At 40.3% G+C, this 17,542-nt stretch carries 23 protein-coding genes and 1 riboswitch; of the genes, 4 read left to right on the forward strand and 19 right to left on the reverse strand.

Annotation, left to right across the window (positions count from 1 at the left end; all coding sequences use genetic code 11):
- Positions 1-1,082: hypothetical protein (locus H9631_RS13020; RefSeq protein ID WP_191813463.1), on the reverse strand; the 1,082-nt coding region annotated here is incomplete at its 3' end.
- A 128-nt stretch (positions 1,083-1,210) separates the two neighbouring features.
- On the opposite strand from H9631_RS13020, the gene H9631_RS13025 reads away from it, so the two are divergent.
- Entirely contained in the window at positions 1,211-1,789 is a 579-nt protein-coding gene (locus tag H9631_RS13025; RefSeq protein WP_191813548.1) for a YhcN/YlaJ family sporulation lipoprotein, read from the forward strand.
- 297 nt (positions 1,790-2,086) lie between these two features.
- On the opposite strand, the gene H9631_RS13030 is transcribed toward H9631_RS13025, so the two are convergent.
- Positions 2,087-2,353, reverse strand: coding sequence for a YciI family protein (locus H9631_RS13030; protein WP_160707950.1), 267 nt, complete (start codon positions 2,351-2,353; stop codon positions 2,087-2,089).
- A gap of 75 nt (positions 2,354-2,428) precedes the next feature.
- Complete coding sequence (locus tag H9631_RS13035; RefSeq protein ID WP_191813465.1) at positions 2,429-3,391, reverse strand: 2-hydroxyacid dehydrogenase; 963 nt, start codon at positions 3,389-3,391, stop codon at positions 2,429-2,431.
- Between the two features lie 124 nt (positions 3,392-3,515).
- Here H9631_RS13035 and H9631_RS22605 point away from each other — a divergent pair, with 124 nt between their 5' ends.
- Positions 3,516-3,650, forward strand: coding sequence for a hypothetical protein (locus H9631_RS22605; RefSeq protein WP_263600717.1), 135 nt, complete (start codon positions 3,516-3,518; stop codon positions 3,648-3,650).
- Positions 3,651-3,886: 236 nt separating this feature from the next.
- Here the strand turns inward: H9631_RS22605 and H9631_RS13040 are convergent, their stop codons facing one another.
- The 7 genes from H9631_RS13040 to fosM all read right to left on the reverse strand — a co-directional run bounded on the left by H9631_RS13040 (position 3,887) and on the right by fosM (position 7,492).
- Positions 3,887-4,663 (reverse strand): ABC transporter permease, encoded by a 777-nt coding sequence (locus tag H9631_RS13040; protein WP_191813467.1) that lies wholly within the window; start codon positions 4,661-4,663, stop codon positions 3,887-3,889.
- Positions 4,660-5,550, reverse strand: a complete 891-nt coding sequence (locus H9631_RS13045; RefSeq protein ID WP_191813469.1) for an ABC transporter ATP-binding protein — start codon at positions 5,548-5,550, stop codon at positions 4,660-4,662. Before H9631_RS13045 ends, H9631_RS13040 begins: the two co-directional genes overlap by 4 nt.
- 16 nt (positions 5,551-5,566) lie before the next feature.
- Entirely contained in the window at positions 5,567-5,755 is a 189-nt protein-coding gene (locus tag H9631_RS13050; RefSeq protein ID WP_191813471.1) for a PLDc N-terminal domain-containing protein, read from the reverse strand.
- A 17-nt stretch (positions 5,756-5,772) separates the two neighbouring features.
- The gene (locus H9631_RS13055) at positions 5,773-5,976 is read right to left on the reverse strand and encodes a transcriptional regulator (RefSeq protein ID WP_404801742.1); all 204 of its coding nucleotides are present in this window, start codon (positions 5,974-5,976) and stop codon (positions 5,773-5,775) included.
- A complete protein-coding gene (locus H9631_RS13060; protein ID WP_191813473.1) occupies positions 5,963-6,298 on the reverse strand; it encodes a YxlC family protein in 336 nt (111 codons plus the stop codon). The genes H9631_RS13055 and H9631_RS13060 overlap by 14 nt, the downstream gene beginning before the upstream one ends.
- Positions 6,295-6,822, reverse strand: coding sequence for an RNA polymerase sigma factor SigY (gene sigY / locus H9631_RS13065; RefSeq protein ID WP_191813475.1), 528 nt, complete (start codon positions 6,820-6,822; stop codon positions 6,295-6,297). Before sigY ends, H9631_RS13060 begins: the two co-directional genes overlap by 4 nt.
- 247 nt (positions 6,823-7,069) lie before the next feature.
- Entirely contained in the window at positions 7,070-7,492 is a 423-nt protein-coding gene (gene fosM, locus H9631_RS13070; protein ID WP_191813477.1) for a FosM family fosfomycin resistance protein, read from the reverse strand.
- A 104-nt stretch (positions 7,493-7,596) separates the two neighbouring features.
- On the opposite strand from fosM, the gene H9631_RS13075 reads away from it, so the two are divergent.
- Complete coding sequence (locus H9631_RS13075; protein WP_191813479.1) at positions 7,597-8,055, forward strand: DinB family protein; 459 nt, start codon at positions 7,597-7,599, stop codon at positions 8,053-8,055.
- Between the two features lie 35 nt (positions 8,056-8,090).
- Here H9631_RS13075 and H9631_RS13080 read toward each other — a convergent pair whose 3' ends face one another.
- From H9631_RS13080 to H9631_RS13120, 9 genes are all read right to left on the reverse strand, one after another.
- Entirely contained in the window at positions 8,091-9,404 is a 1,314-nt protein-coding gene (locus H9631_RS13080; RefSeq protein ID WP_191813480.1) for an arsenic transporter, read from the reverse strand.
- Positions 9,405-9,586: 182 nt separating this feature from the next.
- On the reverse strand, positions 9,587-10,006 hold the full coding sequence (locus H9631_RS13085; protein ID WP_191813482.1) for a universal stress protein: 420 nt from the start codon (positions 10,004-10,006) through the stop codon (positions 9,587-9,589).
- A 330-nt stretch (positions 10,007-10,336) separates the two neighbouring features.
- The gene (ytpR, locus tag H9631_RS13090) at positions 10,337-10,945 is read right to left on the reverse strand and encodes a YtpR family tRNA-binding protein (protein WP_191813484.1); all 609 of its coding nucleotides are present in this window, start codon (positions 10,943-10,945) and stop codon (positions 10,337-10,339) included.
- A gap of 5 nt (positions 10,946-10,950) precedes the next feature.
- Positions 10,951-11,766, reverse strand: coding sequence for a DUF1444 domain-containing protein (locus H9631_RS13095; RefSeq protein WP_191813485.1), 816 nt, complete (start codon positions 11,764-11,766; stop codon positions 10,951-10,953).
- A gap of 393 nt (positions 11,767-12,159) precedes the next feature.
- A complete protein-coding gene (locus H9631_RS13100) occupies positions 12,160-12,477 on the reverse strand; it encodes a thioredoxin family protein (protein ID WP_191813487.1) in 318 nt (105 codons plus the stop codon).
- 1 nt (position 12,478) lies between these two features.
- Positions 12,479-13,495: a PTS transporter subunit IIC gene (locus H9631_RS13105; RefSeq protein WP_191813489.1), complete on the reverse strand. Its 1,017-nt coding sequence runs from the start codon at positions 13,493-13,495 to the stop codon at positions 12,479-12,481.
- 286 nt (positions 13,496-13,781) lie between these two features.
- The gene (locus tag H9631_RS13110; RefSeq protein ID WP_191813490.1) at positions 13,782-14,792 is read right to left on the reverse strand and encodes an ABC transporter substrate-binding protein; all 1,011 of its coding nucleotides are present in this window, start codon (positions 14,790-14,792) and stop codon (positions 13,782-13,784) included.
- Entirely contained in the window at positions 14,789-15,541 is a 753-nt protein-coding gene (locus H9631_RS13115; RefSeq protein ID WP_191813492.1) for an ABC transporter permease, read from the reverse strand. Before H9631_RS13115 ends, H9631_RS13110 begins: the two co-directional genes overlap by 4 nt.
- Positions 15,538-16,308: an ABC transporter ATP-binding protein gene (locus H9631_RS13120; protein ID WP_191813494.1), complete on the reverse strand. Its 771-nt coding sequence runs from the start codon at positions 16,306-16,308 to the stop codon at positions 15,538-15,540. Before H9631_RS13120 ends, H9631_RS13115 begins: the two co-directional genes overlap by 4 nt.
- 114 nt (positions 16,309-16,422) lie before the next feature.
- A riboswitch (TPP riboswitch) is annotated at positions 16,423-16,521 on the reverse strand.
- 161 nt (positions 16,522-16,682) lie between these two features.
- Between H9631_RS13120 and H9631_RS13125 the strand changes: the two genes are divergently transcribed.
- Positions 16,683-17,123 carry a YtoQ family protein gene (locus H9631_RS13125; RefSeq protein WP_191813496.1) on the forward strand — a complete coding sequence of 147 codons (441 nt, stop codon included), beginning with the start codon at positions 16,683-16,685 and terminating at the stop codon, positions 17,121-17,123.
- The last annotated feature ends 419 nt before the right edge of the window (positions 17,124-17,542 follow it).

Genomic DNA, 17,542 nt, shown 5'->3' on the forward strand with positions numbered 1-17,542 from the left:
GGAGCTTCGATAAGAACCGGGGCATCTGTTTTCTCACTGTCTTCAGAGGAAAGCGAGTTTTCCGGCTCAACGATTTCCTCAGTCGAAGCCAAGTTTGCCGATACTGCTGGTTCTTCGGTATAGACCGATTCTAATGTTTTTTCACTTTCTTTAGATAAGAGCTGATTTTCTGGTTCACTGATTGCCTCTGCCGAAGCTGAGTTTGCTTGTTCGGTTGGAGCTTCGATAAGAACCGGGGCATCTGTTTTCTCACTGTCTTCAGAGGAAAGCGAGTTTTCCGGCTCAACGATTTCTCTGGTTAAACCCGGAGTTGCCGTCTCATCAATTTCTTCGATTGAAGCTGGGGTTGTATCCAGTTCTGTCCGCGTTTGAACAATCAAATTGTCCTCATCATGTGCCCCATCTTGTTCTTGAGAACCCTTTTGCAATATCTCTGATGTTTTTTCTTCAAATTCCTCGCTTGTCTCGCGATGTTGCCCCCATGTTTTTATTACTAAGTCATTATGTTGTGATCCAAGTTTGTTTTTTTCAATTTCATCTGTTTCGGTCTTCCAAGGTTGGTCTTTCAAAATAGCTTTTTCAGTAACGTTCTCAATTTTTTCTATTTCTTGTTCAGCCTTACCACCCCGTAATTTCGATTGGATATCGTTTAATTCAAATTCAGGAATATGTGGTTTTGGACTTACTTTTCTTTCGATTGGCCGATTAAATCCATAAATGGGAGAAGGAATGTGTGTCGGCTCAAATGGCTGACTATTTTTGGGCTCGACCTTCCTTCTTGTTTGTTCCGTAGGTCTTCTGTCAGCTTGCCTGTTCTGTTTCTTTTCGACGGTTCTTCTTTCTTCTTTTGGCTGCCTTTTAATCGTCTGCTTCTGTTTGCCTGAAATTGAATTGTCAGGCTGATCCTTAATTAAAGGAAAGCGAAACTCTCCTTTGGGATATTGGTAAATCATCCGTGTTTTCATCTCATGCTGTTCATTTTTATGATTATTTTTTTGGTTATTTTCTATATTCCATTCAGTTTGTTCATCAATTGTTTTATCTGAAAAAAAATTTGAAAGAAATTTTTTCCACCAGTGCATTATTTAATCACTCTTTCTTTCATTAAAGGTAATAACTGTCATCCATTTATTATAACAAAAAACGAATAATAAATAATCCGTTTGGAACATTAAAAAAGATTTTAGAAAAAAAGGAGGTTACTTAATTGATGAAATTTATAAAACCGTTTATTTATGCAGGTTTGGTATCTGTGGTATTGGCAGGCTGCGGCACTTCGAATAATAATGACCGCTTTACAAACGATGATAATCGTCCTCTTGGAGTCCGTTATAACCCTACGGATAACCGCGATGGGACTAATAACGTGAACAATGACCGCACTGTCAACGACAACAGAATGGATGGTTTTGGAACAAATGTCAACAATGATACAGCCAACAACAATAATGATCGCAATATTGATCTTGCAGATGATGTTGCAGATGATGTTGTCAGCCTGAAAGAAGTTGATGATGCGAGCGTACTTGTAACGAATCGAAACGCATACGTTGCAGTAAAGCTCAGCGGACAAGGTAATAAAGAGATGTCCAAAGATGTGCAGAAAAAGATTGCAGATAAAGTACGGGACACTAATCATAACTTTGACAATGTTTACATTTCAGAGAACCCGGACTTCTACGATCGAATGAGAGGATATGGCAACGATATTCGCAATGGCCGTCCGGTCGGCGGTTTCTTTGATGAATTCACAGATACCGTACAGCGCGTATTTCCTAATGCCAGGTAAATAAGAAAAGCACAAGACGATCCGATGAGGAAGTTTTTTAGTGCAGGGAAGCGGCTTAATCCTTGCTGGGCTAGTGGGACCGGCTGGATCAGGGCCGCTTCGCCTACACTAGCACGTCTATGCGTCGTAAGCTGGACAAAGATACATTTGATATATAAGGAAAAATGCATTGACGTCAAAGGTGCCGATACCTTGTAGCACTTTTGACACTCTAGGAGACTTCATTCCCTTTGGCTGAAAAACAAACCTTAAAAAGCCGAAATTCCAATGAGAAATTTCGGCTTTTCTTTTGTTGTATTATGAGTCAGATACCATGTCCCACTCATGGAGTTCATAAGTTCTTGCATCGTTTACTACATAAGGATCTTGCTTAACCCAAGATTCAACTTGTTCCAGATTCTCGCCCTGATAAATGACAAGACCACCTGCTCCATCCGTGAAACGGCCAAACATAGCCACTTTCTTTTCTTTTTTCATCCTTGCCAAAAATTCTAAGTGAGCCGGGCGGTGCTGCTGGCTTTTTTCTTCATCTTTCATTGGCAAAAAAACAGCAAAGTATTTCATTTTGTTCCCTCCATCTTTCCTTTTCTTGACGTATTATATCACGCTCACCAGTTGTAACAACAGCCGATGAATTTTTTAGTTTACTCTTTTTATACTGCCCACACCAAGAAGTGCATTATATAGATTATCTACAGCCAATTCGGCCATTTTCATTCTTGTTGCTATACTAGCACTCCCAATATGTGGCAAAGTAACAACATTCGGCAATGTTAATAATGGATGCTGTGGATGGATAGGCTCTTTCTCAAATACATCCAGTCCTGCCGCCCATATCACTTCATTTTTCAGTGCATCATACAGTGCGGCTTCATCTATGATTCCTCCACGCGCTGTATTGATCAGAATAGCAGTATTTTTCATAAGGCGGAGTTCTTTCTCTGAAATCAGGTGGTGAATCTCCTCACTATATGGCAGCAAAATGCTGATAAAATCTGATTTTCTTAAAACATCGTCAAGCGCTGTGTATTGCGCAGCCGTTTCCTTTTCAGCCTCAGGCTTCTGTGAGCGATTGTAATAGAGAATATTCATTCCGAACCCTGCCGCTCGTTTAGCCAACGCCTGTCCAATTCGTCCAAAACCAATGATCCCCAGAGTTGCCCCATGAATATCCATTCCCGTCAATTGCATAGGTGACCAGGTTTCCCATTTTCCAGTGCGAAGATAATCAGAAGCTTCGACTAATCTCCTTGCCGTAGCCATCATCAAGGCAAACGTCAAATCTGCTGTCGTTTCCGTTAAAACCCCTGGCGTATTCGTAACAATAATTTCTCTCTTAGTTGCGGCTTCCACATCAATATTGTTGTAACCAACAGCCATGTTGCTGATTATTTTTAAGTCAGGAGCGGCATCCAGTACCTCTTCATCAATCGTTTCAGTCAACATGCAAAGCACCGCTCGTGCATCTTTTACTTTTTCAAGCAACACTTCCCTTGGAACAGCTTCCTCTTCTTGATCCCACATTTCAATATGAAATTCACCCTCCAGCTTCTTTACAACACTAGCGGGAAGTTTACGAGTTATGTAGATCTTTTCTTTCAACATTCTTTCCCCTTTCTCCAAGCCTTTATATCCTCTTACAGTATTATTTCGACCACTTGCCGCAAATCTCCTTTTCAGCAGTATTCTGTAATAGCTATACTCAAATTTGAAAGGAGTTGAGGTAGTGAGGATCAATCTGAATATCAATCCTGCCACAAAAGAAGACGAAATCACTATAGCAATCAAAGAAATGAACGAAAAAGTGGAAAGGATATTATCCATCATAAATGAAAATGGTGCAAGTGGCGTTATCCCTTAGCAACAAGAAGATCGGATATTTCAGAAGATGATAAATGCTTTGCTTTTAGGAACAAGCAGAAATATCCTCGTGATAAATAATCATTTGGTTCTCAATCTTTTTTTACAAAAAGATTGGCTGACGAGCTGAATAAAAGGGATTAGATAGAGAGTTGGAGCGGTTATATGAGAGTTGGAGCGGTTATATGAGAGTTGGAGCGCACCATCGCCCAAAAAGGCTCGGCGCGCTACAACCGCTCAATAGCTTTCATATTTTTTAAAGGCAAATGAGGATAATATGACCAATCCTACTATTACAGCTATGCTTACGAATATCATTAAAGCAAAGGAGTCTTCCCACTTACCCGTCATGAGTATACTGACTGCCTGATTTTGAGCATTGGATGGGCTCCACTCCATAAATTTTGGAAAAAACGAGCCAATAACGGAAAATGCAGCCACAGTTATAATGCTCATACCAGCAATCCCGCCATTTTTCTTCATTATTGTCCCTAGAAGCAAAGTGATGGATAGTATAAATAAAATCCAAATACTGTAAATCCCCAAGCTTGAGATGAATCGATGAAATTCCACCTGATTGAACAAGAGGTTAGTATAATAATAGGAGAGTCCATAGCTGAGTGCAAACGAAATCAGAAAAATCAATGCCTGCGCTGTCCATTTGCTAGAAATATATTCAAAAGAGGAAACTGGTCGCGCCATTAGCAGCGATAGTGAACCACTGTTCCGTTCATTTGATACGACTCCCATTGCACTCAGTACAAAAATGACAGTGCCTACCATGCCAATTTGTGACAGCGTTCCCGCCAGGACTTCCTCGCCGGATGGAACCGGAAGCTCAATGACAGCCCCTTCTGGAAGATTACCTGCCATTTCCAAAATCTCTGGCATAAAATATGTACTGATTGGCTGGGAAATAGCTAATAAGCACAAAACGACAGGAAGCCAAATCAGTTTTTTATCACGCCATGCCTCTAGCCATTCTTTTCTAAAAAGAGTGAAAAATGTACTCATTGTTCCATCAACTCCAGATAAGCTTCTTCCAACGAACGTCCTTTTTCAGAAAAATGGGTAATCGTCAAGTCTTTTTCCATACAATCACTTAGCAATTGATTCCGGCTTTCCGCATTCTGCAATCTGAGTTCAACTGCTCTGGATGATGAAAAAGAACATTCGGCCACATAGCTTTTTTCTCCTAACCATTTTCCAATTTCTTCTTTCACCTCTAATATCACACGGTTTTCTCCTTGTCTCTTTCTCAAGTCCTTTAGATTCCCGAACCATTTCACTTTTCCGCTTCTTAGCATGACAATTTCATCACAGACTTGCTCAGCGTCATGTAGCACATGTGTTGAAAATAATATGGTCATCTTCTTTTTCAACTCATTCATCATTTTCAGTACATCCCTTCTTCCGGAAGGATCCAAAGCAGAAACTGGTTCATCAAGAATCAATAATTTCGGCTCATGAATCATTGCCTGTGCCAACCCAAGCCTTTGTTTCATCCCTCCCGAAAAACCGCCAATCCTTTTGTTTTTTGCATCTTCCAGTCCTGCAAAAGAAAGCATGTCTTCAATTTTTTCCTGCAATTCTTTTTTGGTGACTCCAGAAACCCTCCCTGAAAACTGCAAATACTCTTTTGCACTCATCCAAGGGAAAAAAGCAGGATATTGCGGTAAATATCCGATAAATCGCCGATCGATATTGTCTTTCCCCAAAAAACTAATTTTGCCCGAAGTTGGAGTTAATAACCCTGCCAGCATTTGCAGCGTCGTTGTTTTTCCCGCTCCATTCGGTCCCAACAAAGCAATACATTCATTATCTTTTATAGTTAAATCGAGCTGGTTGACTGCTGTATACATACCGAACTTTTTAGTTAAATTTTCTGCTGTTAATAACATGTAGCGTCTTCTCCCATCACTGTTTTTGCCGGCCGATGACAAAATATAGAACTGGTCCAATTAGATTAAGGAAAAGGATAATAAGAATCCACATCCATTTGGGTCCGTTTGTATTTTCTTCTTTTATGCAGCTGACAAGCGCCGCAATCACCAATATGAAATCTAAAATGACGATAGGGGCAATTAATCCCCAAGGAATATCCATTATCATCCCTCCAACACCTAAAGTTTCATTTTTTTCCTGTACGATCTAATAATGATGAAGTAGTAAAATATGGATGGACACGGAAGCTGTATCAATCCCCATAATCCCCAAAACCAAGCATATGCCCCTTTCTTCTTGGCATCTATAAAAAGCAGGATACTTTGTGTCAACAGAATCGGCGATAATAAAACAAGCGCAAGCAGGGTTTCAGAATCCATCATCCGACACCTCATTCAAGCCCTTGCGGCGCTTCCTTTCAGCAACATAAATAAATGGAGTCGTAATAATAGCCAATATTTGTACCCACAAGAAGACTGCCGGCATTTTTAGTGAGACAACGAAATATGTGGCCAAGATGGTCAGTGCTGTCAAAATAAAGATTGTCAACTCGCGTTTCCATGCTTTTTTACGCTGGTTTTTAAATTCAGTCAAAACATTCATCAGCTCGTGTTGATGGGGGACTTTGGTTTGATGAGCATTTTCTAGCTTTTTCATATCATTCAATAACCGCTTAACCCATTCCTTTTCATTGCCTTCCTTCAATCTGACCACTCCTTTCGTATTTTGTTCAGCCCGTTATGCACGCGTGACTTTACAGTCCCCTCCTTAATACGGAGCATTTTGGCAATCTCCGGATAAGAATACCCATAATAATGCCTAAGCAGGATTGGAGCTTTCAATTCCGGATCAAGACCTGCGAACAGTTCCAAGTCTTCTGTCCAATCCTCCCCCTTCCATGAGAGCTGCCACTTCATTTTTCGAACCGTTTCATTTCTTGCCTTTTCAAAAATCCGCCTATGTCTGATTTCTTTTCGTTGTTGATCTATATACAGCCTTGAAGCGATCGAAATCAGCCAAGTCGAAAACTTTGATTCCCCTTTGAAACTGCGCAAATGAGTGTATGCTTTGATCATCGTCTCTTGAATGAGATCTTCGGTAACATCCGGGTGAAGGCTCAGCTTAATTAAATATTTATATAAAAACGCATAATTATCTTGGAAAAGCCTTGTAAATGCTTCGTCTTTTCCCTTTATTGCTTCCTTGATAAGATCTCTTTCACTTTCCAACCAACGCCAGGCCCCCTTTCTTTTACCTTCAATGATAAGACGTAAGTTTTATAGTAACCGTTCATTTAATTTCAACATTTTTTATTCTTTTTGTTTATATTGGTGGGAACTCAAAAAAGCATGATGGAAAAAATTAAGTTTAATGATCCAAAAAAGATATTCCCCGGGCAATGAAGTATATACCTTGTTCCCAATAAATCATCTATCCTGCACACGCAAAAATAATCTCAAAATTCCAATAACAATTTCATTCAAAGAACTCCATGTGTGTTTTTTCCTTTTTGTAATAATTCATCCTGTCCTGTAGAAAACCTGTATGGAATTCGAACTTATGTCCATCTGGATCCGTAAAATATATAGACTTCTTATCCCTGACATTTCGGGAACGTCCCGGTAATATATGAACACCCACATTTTTTAACTTATCGAGTACTTTTTCATAATCCTCCTCATCAATTGAAAAAGCAATATGGGTATATGAATGGCTGATCTCGTTACGCGGAATATTTTTTTCCTCATTTAGCGCAAGCCACATTCCATTCAAATCAAAGTAGGCAGAACTCCTCCCCTTAACAAGTAATTTGGCATTAAATACCTTTTGATAAAACCGAATGGATTCTTCTAAATTTGAAACTGAAAAAAGAAAATGATTCAAACCCTTAATTGTCAAAGTGGATCACCTCATAGAGTAATATAATCAAGATGGAACAGTTCTTACCTATAGCGCTTTCTGATAGAATAGCAATATTAAAGACAATTTGAGGAGTGATTGATTTGAGTTCATTGAAACAATTTCAGCTTTTCCGCAGTTTAACCTTACACACTCTTGCTGAAGTAAACGATGAGAACTTGGATATTCAACCCAAAGGGCATCCTAATACAATTCGCTGGAATGCTGGTCATTTATACATAACTGCAGAATTCCTCCTAAAAAAAGCTGACAGCGACTATGAAATCAAACGACCGGAATGGGCAGCTTTTTTTGCACCGGGAACAAGACCTTCCGAATGGAAAACGGATCCTCCTGCTATCCAAGACATCCGTTCGGCATTGGAGGAACAAATTGACCGTATTCCTCAACATTTTTCTGAGAAACTCTCGAATCCAGCACCCGAAACCTTTGTCATCCAATCTTACGAAATGGACACGGTGGACTCTCTTTTGAATCTTGTCCTGTACCATGAAGGGGTCCATTCTGGCACTATAAAAACATTGAATAATATCATTAAATAAGAAACAGCAGGCTGAATTTATCACAGCCTGCTATCTTAATAAATCAAAAGGAGCCATATATAAAGGCCTGTCAAAGTAACGAGAAGCGTTGGAACCGTCAAGATAATGCCAACTTTAAAATAAAATCCCCATGAAATATGAACCCCTTTTCCTTTCAACACATGCAGCCATAGCAATGTAGCCAATGAACCAATCGGTGTAATCTTTGGCCCTAGATCTGTTCCAATAACATTGGCATAGATAAGCGCCTCCCTCACAACTCCTGTTGTATTCGTATCGGCAATCGCCAGAGCATCAATCATAACAGTTGGTAAATTATTCATGACGGAAGATAAAATCGCCGCAATAATGCCGGTTCCTATCGTCGCTGAAAAAAGCCCTTGATCAGCCGTTGTCTGAATCAAGCCGGCCAATACTTTAGTCAATCCCACATTTTTCAATCCATACACGACTACATACATGCCAATGGAAAAAAACACAATAGCCCATGGGGCACTTTTAACAACTGATTGAATATGAATCGCCGGGCTTCCTTTCGCAGCTATTAAAAATAGAATAGCTACTCCCCCCGCAATGAAAGATACAGGAATTTGAATTATTTCGCTTCCAAAATACCCAAGGAGCAATACTACTAAAACTCCCCATGAAATACGAAACAACTGTTTATCCCTAATCGCTTCCGAAGGCTTCTTTAGCTGATTCAAATGATAAGCGGCGGGAATGCTCTTCCGAAAATATATGTAAAGGACCACGATGCTTGCCGTAAGGCTAAACAGATTGGGAATAATCATGCGAATGGCATATTCGGCAAAACCAATGCCAAAAAAGTCAGCAGTAATAATATTCGTGAGATTACTTATGATGAAAGGGAGAGAAGTGGTATCCGCTATGAACCCCGAGGCCATGATAAATGGAAGGATCATCTTTTCTTGAAAGTCCAGAGCCCTGACCATAGCTAAAACAATAGGAGTCAAAATCAATGCAGCTCCATCGTTTGCAAACAAAGCAGATACAACTGCGCCCAATAAAGTAACGAGCAAAAACATTTTAACCCCATTTCCATTGGCAAAACGGGCCATGTGCAAAGCAGCCCATTCAAAAAATCCGAGCTCATCCAAAATCAAACTAATAATGATCAATGCAACAAATGTGAGTGTCGCATTCCAAACAATGGCAGTCACGTCTGCAACATCATGCCATGAAACAACTCCTGCAACAAGTGCCAGCAGTGCACCGGTACAGGCTGACCATCCGATAGACAATCCTTTTGGCTGCCAGATCACAAAAAACAAAGTAATAACGAAAATCGATACAGCTAAAAATACAGACACGGACTCGTCACGCTCCATTCTATGTATCTCCCCATAATTATAACGACTATTCTTCTTAAAGAGCGCATAACAAAAAAGATTCCCCGGCGATTGGGAAACCTTTTTTTGTTATGCATGTTCAAAAAGGTCTAGGCAACTTGTTATCTGCTACCAATGAAGAGACTTAAATTTGGCAATTATTTTGAACATCTTTTTATACACTATTTAACAATTAAAACCGGGCTGTCAACCCTTTTAGCCACTTTATGACTCACGCTTCCAAGCACCATTTCCTGAAGGGTATTTAATCCCCTGCTTCCAATAAGCAGCATATCACAAGAGCTCTTATTCACGTATTCCACAATAGCAGGACCAGGATCTCCATACAGTATCGTTACTTTGTAAGGAACCTCACTTTTAACGAAGACATCCTCAACAGGAACCAATTTTTTCCTACGCTCAGCTTCCAGCATTTCGCCGTCACGGCTTTGTAAAACCTCACCTTTGGATTTTGAATAATCCATAACATAAATGACTTCGACAACCGCACCTTCTGCCAACCGGGCAAGCTTTGCTGCCTCTTCTGCTGCTCGGACCGAGTTTTTTGAACCGTCAGCAGCAACTAACAATCGCTTGTACATTTCTTATCCCTGCCTTTTTGTTAAAATCCTAATCTTGCTTTCCCTAACCTTATATATTTTCTTGACGTTACACATAATAACATAATCTGTAAAAATTTACAGCAAGAAACAAGCATAAGCGACTGCTGCTTACAGGTATAGATTTGCTTATAGTAATTTTTCTAATTGCTTTAGTTATGAAAACAGAGGCACTCTATATAGAATTAAATTAGCTTACTTCTAACCTCTACAATTTTTCTGAGTACTTCTGCTCATATTTACTTCGGAATGATTGCTTGAAAACTAGTTCAAAATAAAAAACCCACCCTTTCAGATGAGTTTTCTACATAATCATAAAGGAAAAGCTTGTCCTGTTTCGTATTTTTCATCTTCCAACACAAGGATTCCTTTTTTCTCTGGAGTATTCGGCAATCCAAGTTCTTTTGCAGAACAGATCATTCCACTTGATGCTACCCCTCTTAATTCCGCATTCTTAATTACCATGCCGCTCGGCATAACGGCTCCCACTTTTGCCACAACCACTTTTTGCCCGGCGTCTACATTTGGTGCACCACAGACGATTTGCAACTCTTCAGTACCTACATCTACCTTGCATATGCTGAGTTTATCAGCATTCGGGTGCTTTTCCTTTTCTTTTACATATCCCACAACAAACTTCGGTGACAGATCTGCTTCAATTCCCTCATCGAAGCCATTTTTGGCAAGTGCCTCATTTATTTTTCCAACCAATGCTTCACTTAGTTCAACCTGTCCCTTCGCTGTAACATTAATGTAGTTCGAAGCATTAAAAAGATTAAAGCCGCCAGTCACATTCGACTTTTTATCAAAAATGCGAACCGCGTCACCTTTTCTTTCAAACGTGCGGTTGTTTTCATCAAATTCATCCAGAGAAATGATTAATACATCCCCAATACCATTAAGATTATAAAAAACATTCATTACCATTACTCCTTCCCCTCATCCACTCGTTGATTTTTTCCTAATATAAAGATAGGCTCCAACTTACCGTCTTCATAAATGAATGAAAGAGCCGTAATTGGAACAAGGCCTTTTGTAAAAAAGCTCATGGTCATCTGCGCCAATATATCATAACCTGTTTTATTGCGGATATCCGCAATAATTAATACATCCTGATGTGGTACTGCGACAGCCATGTCTCCCTTGATTACCTCTGCTTTATCCTCAAGAAACTTTTCATTTAAAATCCGGCTTGCATCGTAGCCATCATTCGTATTTAAAAAGTAAAAGTCATTATCCGCAACCGTATCCTTTTTCATGGCAGTAGAAAGAGAGCGGACATTAAATCGCGCAATTTCACGGATTTCCTTCGGATCCAGCCCTTCCTTTTCGATGAAGCGCTCGTCAATCAGGCGATACGTTTTTCCAAGATCAAGTGCGTAAAAGATCCTTGTTTCCGCCGTATGATCATCCGTTAAAAATTTATTCCCATCCTCGGATTCCACAGGAAAGGAAGTCGAGCGAATTACAGGATAAATTTTCTTCTCGCTTCCTGCAATAGTTTGCTCTTTGCCCATAACACCCAATGCTTCTTCCACATAATAAATGACTTCATCAATAGCCTTTTCCTTATGCTCATGCCACTTGGAAACAATACCAGATAAAGCAACGTCAATGCCTTTTCCTGTATTTTCGTTTTCAATACGCAGGCTTTCTTTTTCTCGGTCATATGTAAAAATCCGGCCTTCTTTTTGAAGACGGTTTTCCAGCTCTTTGCTCATCTTCCGCTCATTCATTTTCATGTTTAACCCTCCTTCGCAACATGGGCTATATCTCATATTACACGAAAACTCCAAATGCCAAAAGGAAGAGGCTTATTCTATCAAATGCGCCTTGGAGTATTTGCTCCCCTGAAAATCTGTGGCCATTCGTCAAAGGCTTTAACTTTACTTAGCCGGGGATTGCCCCCCATAGAATGGAATACCAATATGCTTCATCTCACCATATACAGAAGTAGGGGACTTTTGCAGAATAAAGCTAACAAGAATGTCCTGAGCACAAAGACCAAAAGACTGGGACAATCCTAACTCCTACATCAAGATAGATTTTGTGCAAAATCAGACATTTGACGCGACAATAAAATTTTTGCTTAAAAAAGAGCTGTTACAGGAAATCATTCCTGACAGCTCCATTCATTAGTTTGACAAACCATTAATGAAATCCTCAATTTCTTCAAGTGTTTTACGGTCTTTGCTGACAAACCTTCCGGCTTCTACACCGTCATGATAAACGATAAAGCTTGGAATGCCGAAAATATCAAGCTCCTGGCATAACTCTAAAAATTCATCACGGTCTACATGAATGAAATTATATTCTGGATAATCCGCTTCTAATCGTGGCAATACTGGTTCAAGCACTGTACAATCCGGGCACCAGTCCGCTGAAAACATAAAGATTGTCCGCTCTTCTTGTTTTAATTGTTCAAATTGTTCTTTTGACTGTAACTTTTCCATATCATTTACCTCCAGTGTTGATGAGCATTTGACCCGGCTTAATCCAGCCGCGCTTCCTCATATATTCTGATATGATTAAGCTTATCACAGCAGGACCAATAAAATGGAGTACAATGACTTGGATTAAGACACTTGCTGAGAAACCCATCGTCGTGAACGTCATAATTTGTCCAACAAATCCACTTGTTCCCATGCCCGCTCCAGCAGCATTACTCGTCATCCTCCAAACAGTTGCCCCAAATGGGGCTAATATTATTCCTGCAACAGTCGGGGGAATTAATATGAGCGGGTAGCGAATAATATTCGGGACCTGTAACATGGAAGTTCCGAGTCCGATAGCCAGCAAACCGCCAACTTTGTTTTCCCTGTAGCTTGCGACGGCAAAACCGATCATCTGCGCACTGCAGCCAATCGTAGCAACACCTGCAGCAAGACCATTTAAATCAAGCATCATAGCAATAGCTGCACTCGAAATAGGCGCCGTCAATGCCAGTCCCATTAATGTCGCCACTACAATTCCCATGACGATAGGCCGCTGATCGGTTGCCCACATGATCCAGCTTCCAAATACTGACATAAACTTTGAAATAGGTGCTCCAACAAACTTCCCAACAGCAAATCCAATCAAAATAGTGACAAATGGAGTCACAATAATGTCCACTTTCGTTTCTTTACTGACCATTTTCCCTATTTCCGTAGATATCAAAGCAGCCACATAGCTTCCAGCAGGACCACCGAAAGCTGCACCTGCCGCCCCAGTTGCGACTGCCGCAAAAATGACAAGTGGAGGAGCTCCAAGGCCAAATGCAATTGCGGCTCCGATAGCAGGCCCCATTAGCCCCATTGCCAGATCGCCCATCTCTACGAAGAATGACCAGCTTAGCTGCTGCCCGAGCGTTTTTATAATCAATCCGATAATTAATGATGAAAATAGTCCAAGCGCCATATAACTTAAAGCATCTATAAGATAGGCTTTAGCCGTAATATGGACCCCTTTGCGGTCTAAAAACTGTTTCATTCAAAATCCCCCAATAAATTTTCATATCCTTAACTAGTGTAAAGACATCTGTAATTTTTGTCCATCTCTTTTTTTATTATTTGAAATTCAAATAATTCAATGCAGACGAATAGGCTGTAGTGTCAGAAAATAAAGCATCCGTTCTTTATTGCTTCAATCAAATATGCCTTAGCATATTTGCGCCCATCCATGAAAGTAGCTGCTCAAAATGCAAAATCAGCTGAAGGAAAAAACGAACAAATCGTTTTTCCTTCAACTGATTTATTTTGGGGTTTCGCTACCCTATTCACTCAACAATATTAACAAATAGCTCTTTCTTATCAGGATCATTTTGGATATATTTAGTTTCTGCCAGCCACTGGATTACTTCTTCCCATAAAGTCTCAGACTGGCTACCAAACGCCTCATCCTCTGCTTCCATTCTCGGAAGTAGCTCAGCCAAGCTTTCCTTTTCCACTTCTTCATTTAATGGAAAATTCTCTTCATCCTGATTTTTCAATAGTATATTAAGTGCCTCATCCGGATTCTCCTTCATGAATTCATAGCCCTTTGAAGCAGCACGCCAAAATGCGCGAATCTCATCTTCCTTACTAGTCCATGTTTCATCATTGGTGACGAAAAGTAGTTCATAATAACTGGGAACTCCATAGTCGACTGGATTAAAATGATTTGTCTCAATGCCCTCGGAGGCAAGAACAGGCACTTCATGATTGATAAAAGCTCCACTTACTGCATCTACACGCTTACTGGCAATCGCTGTGTTGAGTTCAAAACCAATATCGGTCATTTTGACTTTACTCATGTCTCCACCGTCAGATTCCACTATCGTCTTAACAAGTGGTTCATTTACTGGAATTCCCGGCCAGCCTACAGTTTTTCCTTCAAGGTCTTTTGGACGTTTAATATCACTGTCTTTTAAGAAAACAATATGATTTAACGGATTTCTGACAATAGCGGCTACCGATTTGACTGGGACGCCTTCTGCTCTAGCGGAAATAACATCAGGTTGATAACTGATGCCTAAATCTATATCTCCGGTTGCAGCCAGGTTGATCGGATCAGTCGTATTAGCTGGAAAGCGGATATTTACCTTCAACCCTTCTTCTTCAAAATATCCTTTTTCAATAGCGGTGTACAAATAGCTATGTACGGCATTAGGATACCAATCAAGCATAATATCAAATGTCTGAAGATCATTGTCTGGTTTATTCGAATTAACTTCTTCTTTGTTTTTCCCACATGCCGCTAAGATCAAGCAAGTTAAAACAACGGCAATAAATACTATCTTTTTCTTCAATTCTCATTTCTCCATTTCATTGTAATTTTTTCTAGCAATCCTACCAGTAAGAATAGAGCAATTCCTAACAATGATAGAAGAACAATTGGTGCAAAAACACCTGCTCCGTCAAATTGTGTCATCATTCTCCTACTGAAATATCCAAGACCCGAATCAGCCCCGAGCCATTCGCCGATTGCTGCACCAATAACACTTAAAGTAACAGCGACCTTTAACCCCGAATAAAAGTGCGGCAATGCAGACGGCAATTCAACTTTGAGGAATATTTGTCGTTTGGTCGCTCCCATTGTCTGTAGCACTTCTTTTAAATGGGGATCAGTCGCTCGTAATCCATCAAACGTATTAACTGTAATCGGAAAAAATGTAATCAAAACAGTAACAACCACTTTACTCCAAATAGAATACCCGAACCAAAGGACGAAAATTGGAGCGAGTGCAATCACCGGAATAGTCTGTGAGGCGATAAGCAATGGAAAAAATGCCTTCCTTACAATTTCACTTTCATGCATCCATATTGAAAGTCCAATTCCCAATACAAGTGACATCAACAGGCCGATTAAAATTACAGCCAATGTTGCTGGCAAATGATTAATGAATAATACAGATCTCAATTCCCATAGTCTGGCAAAAATATTTATTGGCGATGGTAAAATAAACGGTTTTCCATACAGACGGGCTCCAATTTCCCACACAATCAATAAAAGGAGAACTAGCCCAATAGACAATCCGTATCTTCTAAAAATCTTCATATACTCACCATTTTTTTCAAATCCATTAGCAGCCTTTCTTTTAACTCTGTAAATGCTGGAGCTTTTAAATCCGCGACAGTCCGCGGACGAGTCAGCGGGACTACTATTTCTTCTAGATGGTTCACTGGACTTTCGCTGAAAACAAGAATGCGATCTGATAAAAACAGTGCTTCTTCCACATCATGAGTAATAAAAAGAATTGTTTTTTTCATTGCTGCCCATTGCTCCAAAAGCCATTCCTGCATGACCATTCTAGTTACTGCATCCAAAGCGCTGAACGGCTCATCCAGCAGCAGCAGCTCCGACCCACTTAACAGCGCCCTTAAAAAAGACACCCGCTGGCGCATCCCTCCCGAAAGCTCATGAGGGTAGCTCCTTTCAAAACCTTTTAATCCAAACCTTTCCAGTTGTTCTAAAACGCCCTTTTGTGCTTTTTTTCCATACAAACGTTTTAATGTAAGCGGCAATGCAGCATTTTCCAAGACTGTGAGCCAAGGAAGTAAACCATCCTTTTGGGACATGTAGCCAATATGTCCCAGCCTGTTCTGAACAACCTCGCCATTCATAAAAATTTTTCCTTCATCTTGCGTTTCCAGTCCTGAAATAAGCCGAAATAATGTACTCTTTCCAGATCCGCTCGGACCGATCACGCTGACAAATTCACCGTCCTTAATCGCAAAACTTAATTGACTTAATATCTCTGCTTTTTTTCCTCCACTTCCCCTGTATGCAAAAGTAACATCTTTAAATACAAGATTGTCTGTCATCTTCCATCCCCTTTCCCTGCGAGAGTACCAGGTGCCTTTGTCCTCAATAAAAAAGAGCCGCTTCATACTAGAAGTGGCCCTGAATCATAGACATACGTATACAATTTTCTGTTCAATTGCATACAACCACTTCCCTGCGCTGGCATTATCCAGATCAGGTTCAAGGGTTGAGGATCAATCCTCTCTCAGCTTTTGGCACCCCTAGTGTTTCTCAAATATTTAATTTTTGCTTACATTTAACTTATAACCTATTAATCAAGTAAAATCAAATGAATGATATGTACTAATTCTTTCATTTAACAGATCCTTACGAGATTATTCTGACTATTAATGTTAAAATAGATGAAGTTGAATCATTTTTAGGAGGAATTTTGATGAGATTAACTGTCTATCTTGCCGGAGAAATTCACAGCAGTTGGCGGGAGGAAATCAAAGAGAAAGCCCAAGCGCTTCAGCTTCCGGTTGATTTTGTTGGTCCAATGGAAAACCATGACCGCTCCGATGCCATAGGAGAAGAAATTTTAGGAGAGCAGCCCGATGCAATTTTCAGAGATGAAGCCGCTTCAAGCTTCAACAATTTGAGAACTCAAGTTTTGATGCAAAAAGCTGATTTGGTCATCGCTTTGTTTGGCGAAAAATACCGACAATGGAATACAGCCATGGATGCCAGCGCTGCTCTTTCATTAGGTAAGCCGCTCATTTTGATTCGCCCCAAAGAACTTCATCATCCATTGAAAGAACTCTCCAGTAAAGCAAATGCCACCGTGGAAACGGTCAACCAGGCAATAAAGGCTTTGGCGTACATTTTTGAATAGGAAGTACTAAGGCTGAAACTGCAGCACCTCGTTCCAGAATTTCCTTTGCGCGGACGCCGCAAAAGGGGCAGAATCCTAGTTGGATTCGCCCCTCATATTCACCTACTGCTCCATGACTGTCAAACTTTTTATCAAATGTGCCTTGACGTATTTACGCCCAGATTTTACCGAACTCCGCTCGATAACTTTCTTTTAAAAACCTGTGGCATCTGCTAATGACTTTAAGTCGGGGGTTGAACCTAAAATACGTGTTCAAAAAGGTGCCAACTCAAAAACAACAGGAGCAAGGGCGGAGAAGTGACGAGCAGCTTTTTGACACTTGAGCATTCAGGGGCAAGCCTACAAAGAGATTGACCACTTATTGATTTACTGAGTTTTTAAGCTCACCTCGAAAAGAAACGCGCCATCCCCAGCAATAG

This window comes from Bacillus norwichensis (assembly GCF_014836955.1).
GTDB lineage: Bacteria > Bacillota > Bacilli > Bacillales > Bacillaceae_C > Siminovitchia > Siminovitchia norwichensis.

What these genes read in the sequence shown, in the direction of transcription:
- H9631_RS13025 (WP_191813548.1), top strand. Translation starts at nt 1,211, where the DNA reads ATGAAATTTATAAAACCGTTTATTTATGCAGGTTTGGTATCTGTGGTA.
- H9631_RS13030 (WP_160707950.1), bottom strand. Translation starts at nt 2,353, where the DNA reads ATGAAATACTTTGCTGTTTTTTTGCCAATGAAAGATGAAGAAAAAAGC.
- H9631_RS13040 (WP_191813467.1), bottom strand. Translation starts at nt 4,663, where the DNA reads ATGAGTACATTTTTCACTCTTTTTAGAAAAGAATGGCTAGAGGCATGG.
- H9631_RS13045 (WP_191813469.1), bottom strand. Translation starts at nt 5,550, where the DNA reads ATGTTATTAACAGCAGAAAATTTAACTAAAAAGTTCGGTATGTATACA.
- H9631_RS13050 (WP_191813471.1), bottom strand. Translation starts at nt 5,755, where the DNA reads ATGGATATTCCTTGGGGATTAATTGCCCCTATCGTCATTTTAGATTTC.
- H9631_RS13055 (WP_404801742.1), bottom strand. Translation starts at nt 5,976, where the DNA reads ATGATGGATTCTGAAACCCTGCTTGCGCTTGTTTTATTATCGCCGATT.
- H9631_RS13080 (WP_191813480.1), bottom strand. Translation starts at nt 9,404, where the DNA reads ATGGAGCGTGACGAGTCCGTGTCTGTATTTTTAGCTGTATCGATTTTC.
- H9631_RS13085 (WP_191813482.1), bottom strand. Translation starts at nt 10,006, where the DNA reads ATGTACAAGCGATTGTTAGTTGCTGCTGACGGTTCAAAAAACTCGGTC.
- ytpR (WP_191813484.1), bottom strand. Translation starts at nt 10,945, where the DNA reads ATGAATGTTTTTTATAATCTTAATGGTATTGGGGATGTATTAATCATT.
- H9631_RS13095 (WP_191813485.1), bottom strand. Translation starts at nt 11,766, where the DNA reads ATGAAAATGAATGAGCGGAAGATGAGCAAAGAGCTGGAAAACCGTCTT.
- H9631_RS13100 (WP_191813487.1), bottom strand. Translation starts at nt 12,477, where the DNA reads ATGGAAAAGTTACAGTCAAAAGAACAATTTGAACAATTAAAACAAGAA.
- H9631_RS13105 (WP_191813489.1), bottom strand. Translation starts at nt 13,495, where the DNA reads ATGAAACAGTTTTTAGACCGCAAAGGGGTCCATATTACGGCTAAAGCC.
- H9631_RS13115 (WP_191813492.1), bottom strand. Translation starts at nt 15,541, where the DNA reads ATGAAGATTTTTAGAAGATACGGATTGTCTATTGGGCTAGTTCTCCTT.
- H9631_RS13120 (WP_191813494.1), bottom strand. Translation starts at nt 16,308, where the DNA reads ATGACAGACAATCTTGTATTTAAAGATGTTACTTTTGCATACAGGGGA.
- H9631_RS13125 (WP_191813496.1), top strand. Translation starts at nt 16,683, where the DNA reads ATGAGATTAACTGTCTATCTTGCCGGAGAAATTCACAGCAGTTGGCGG.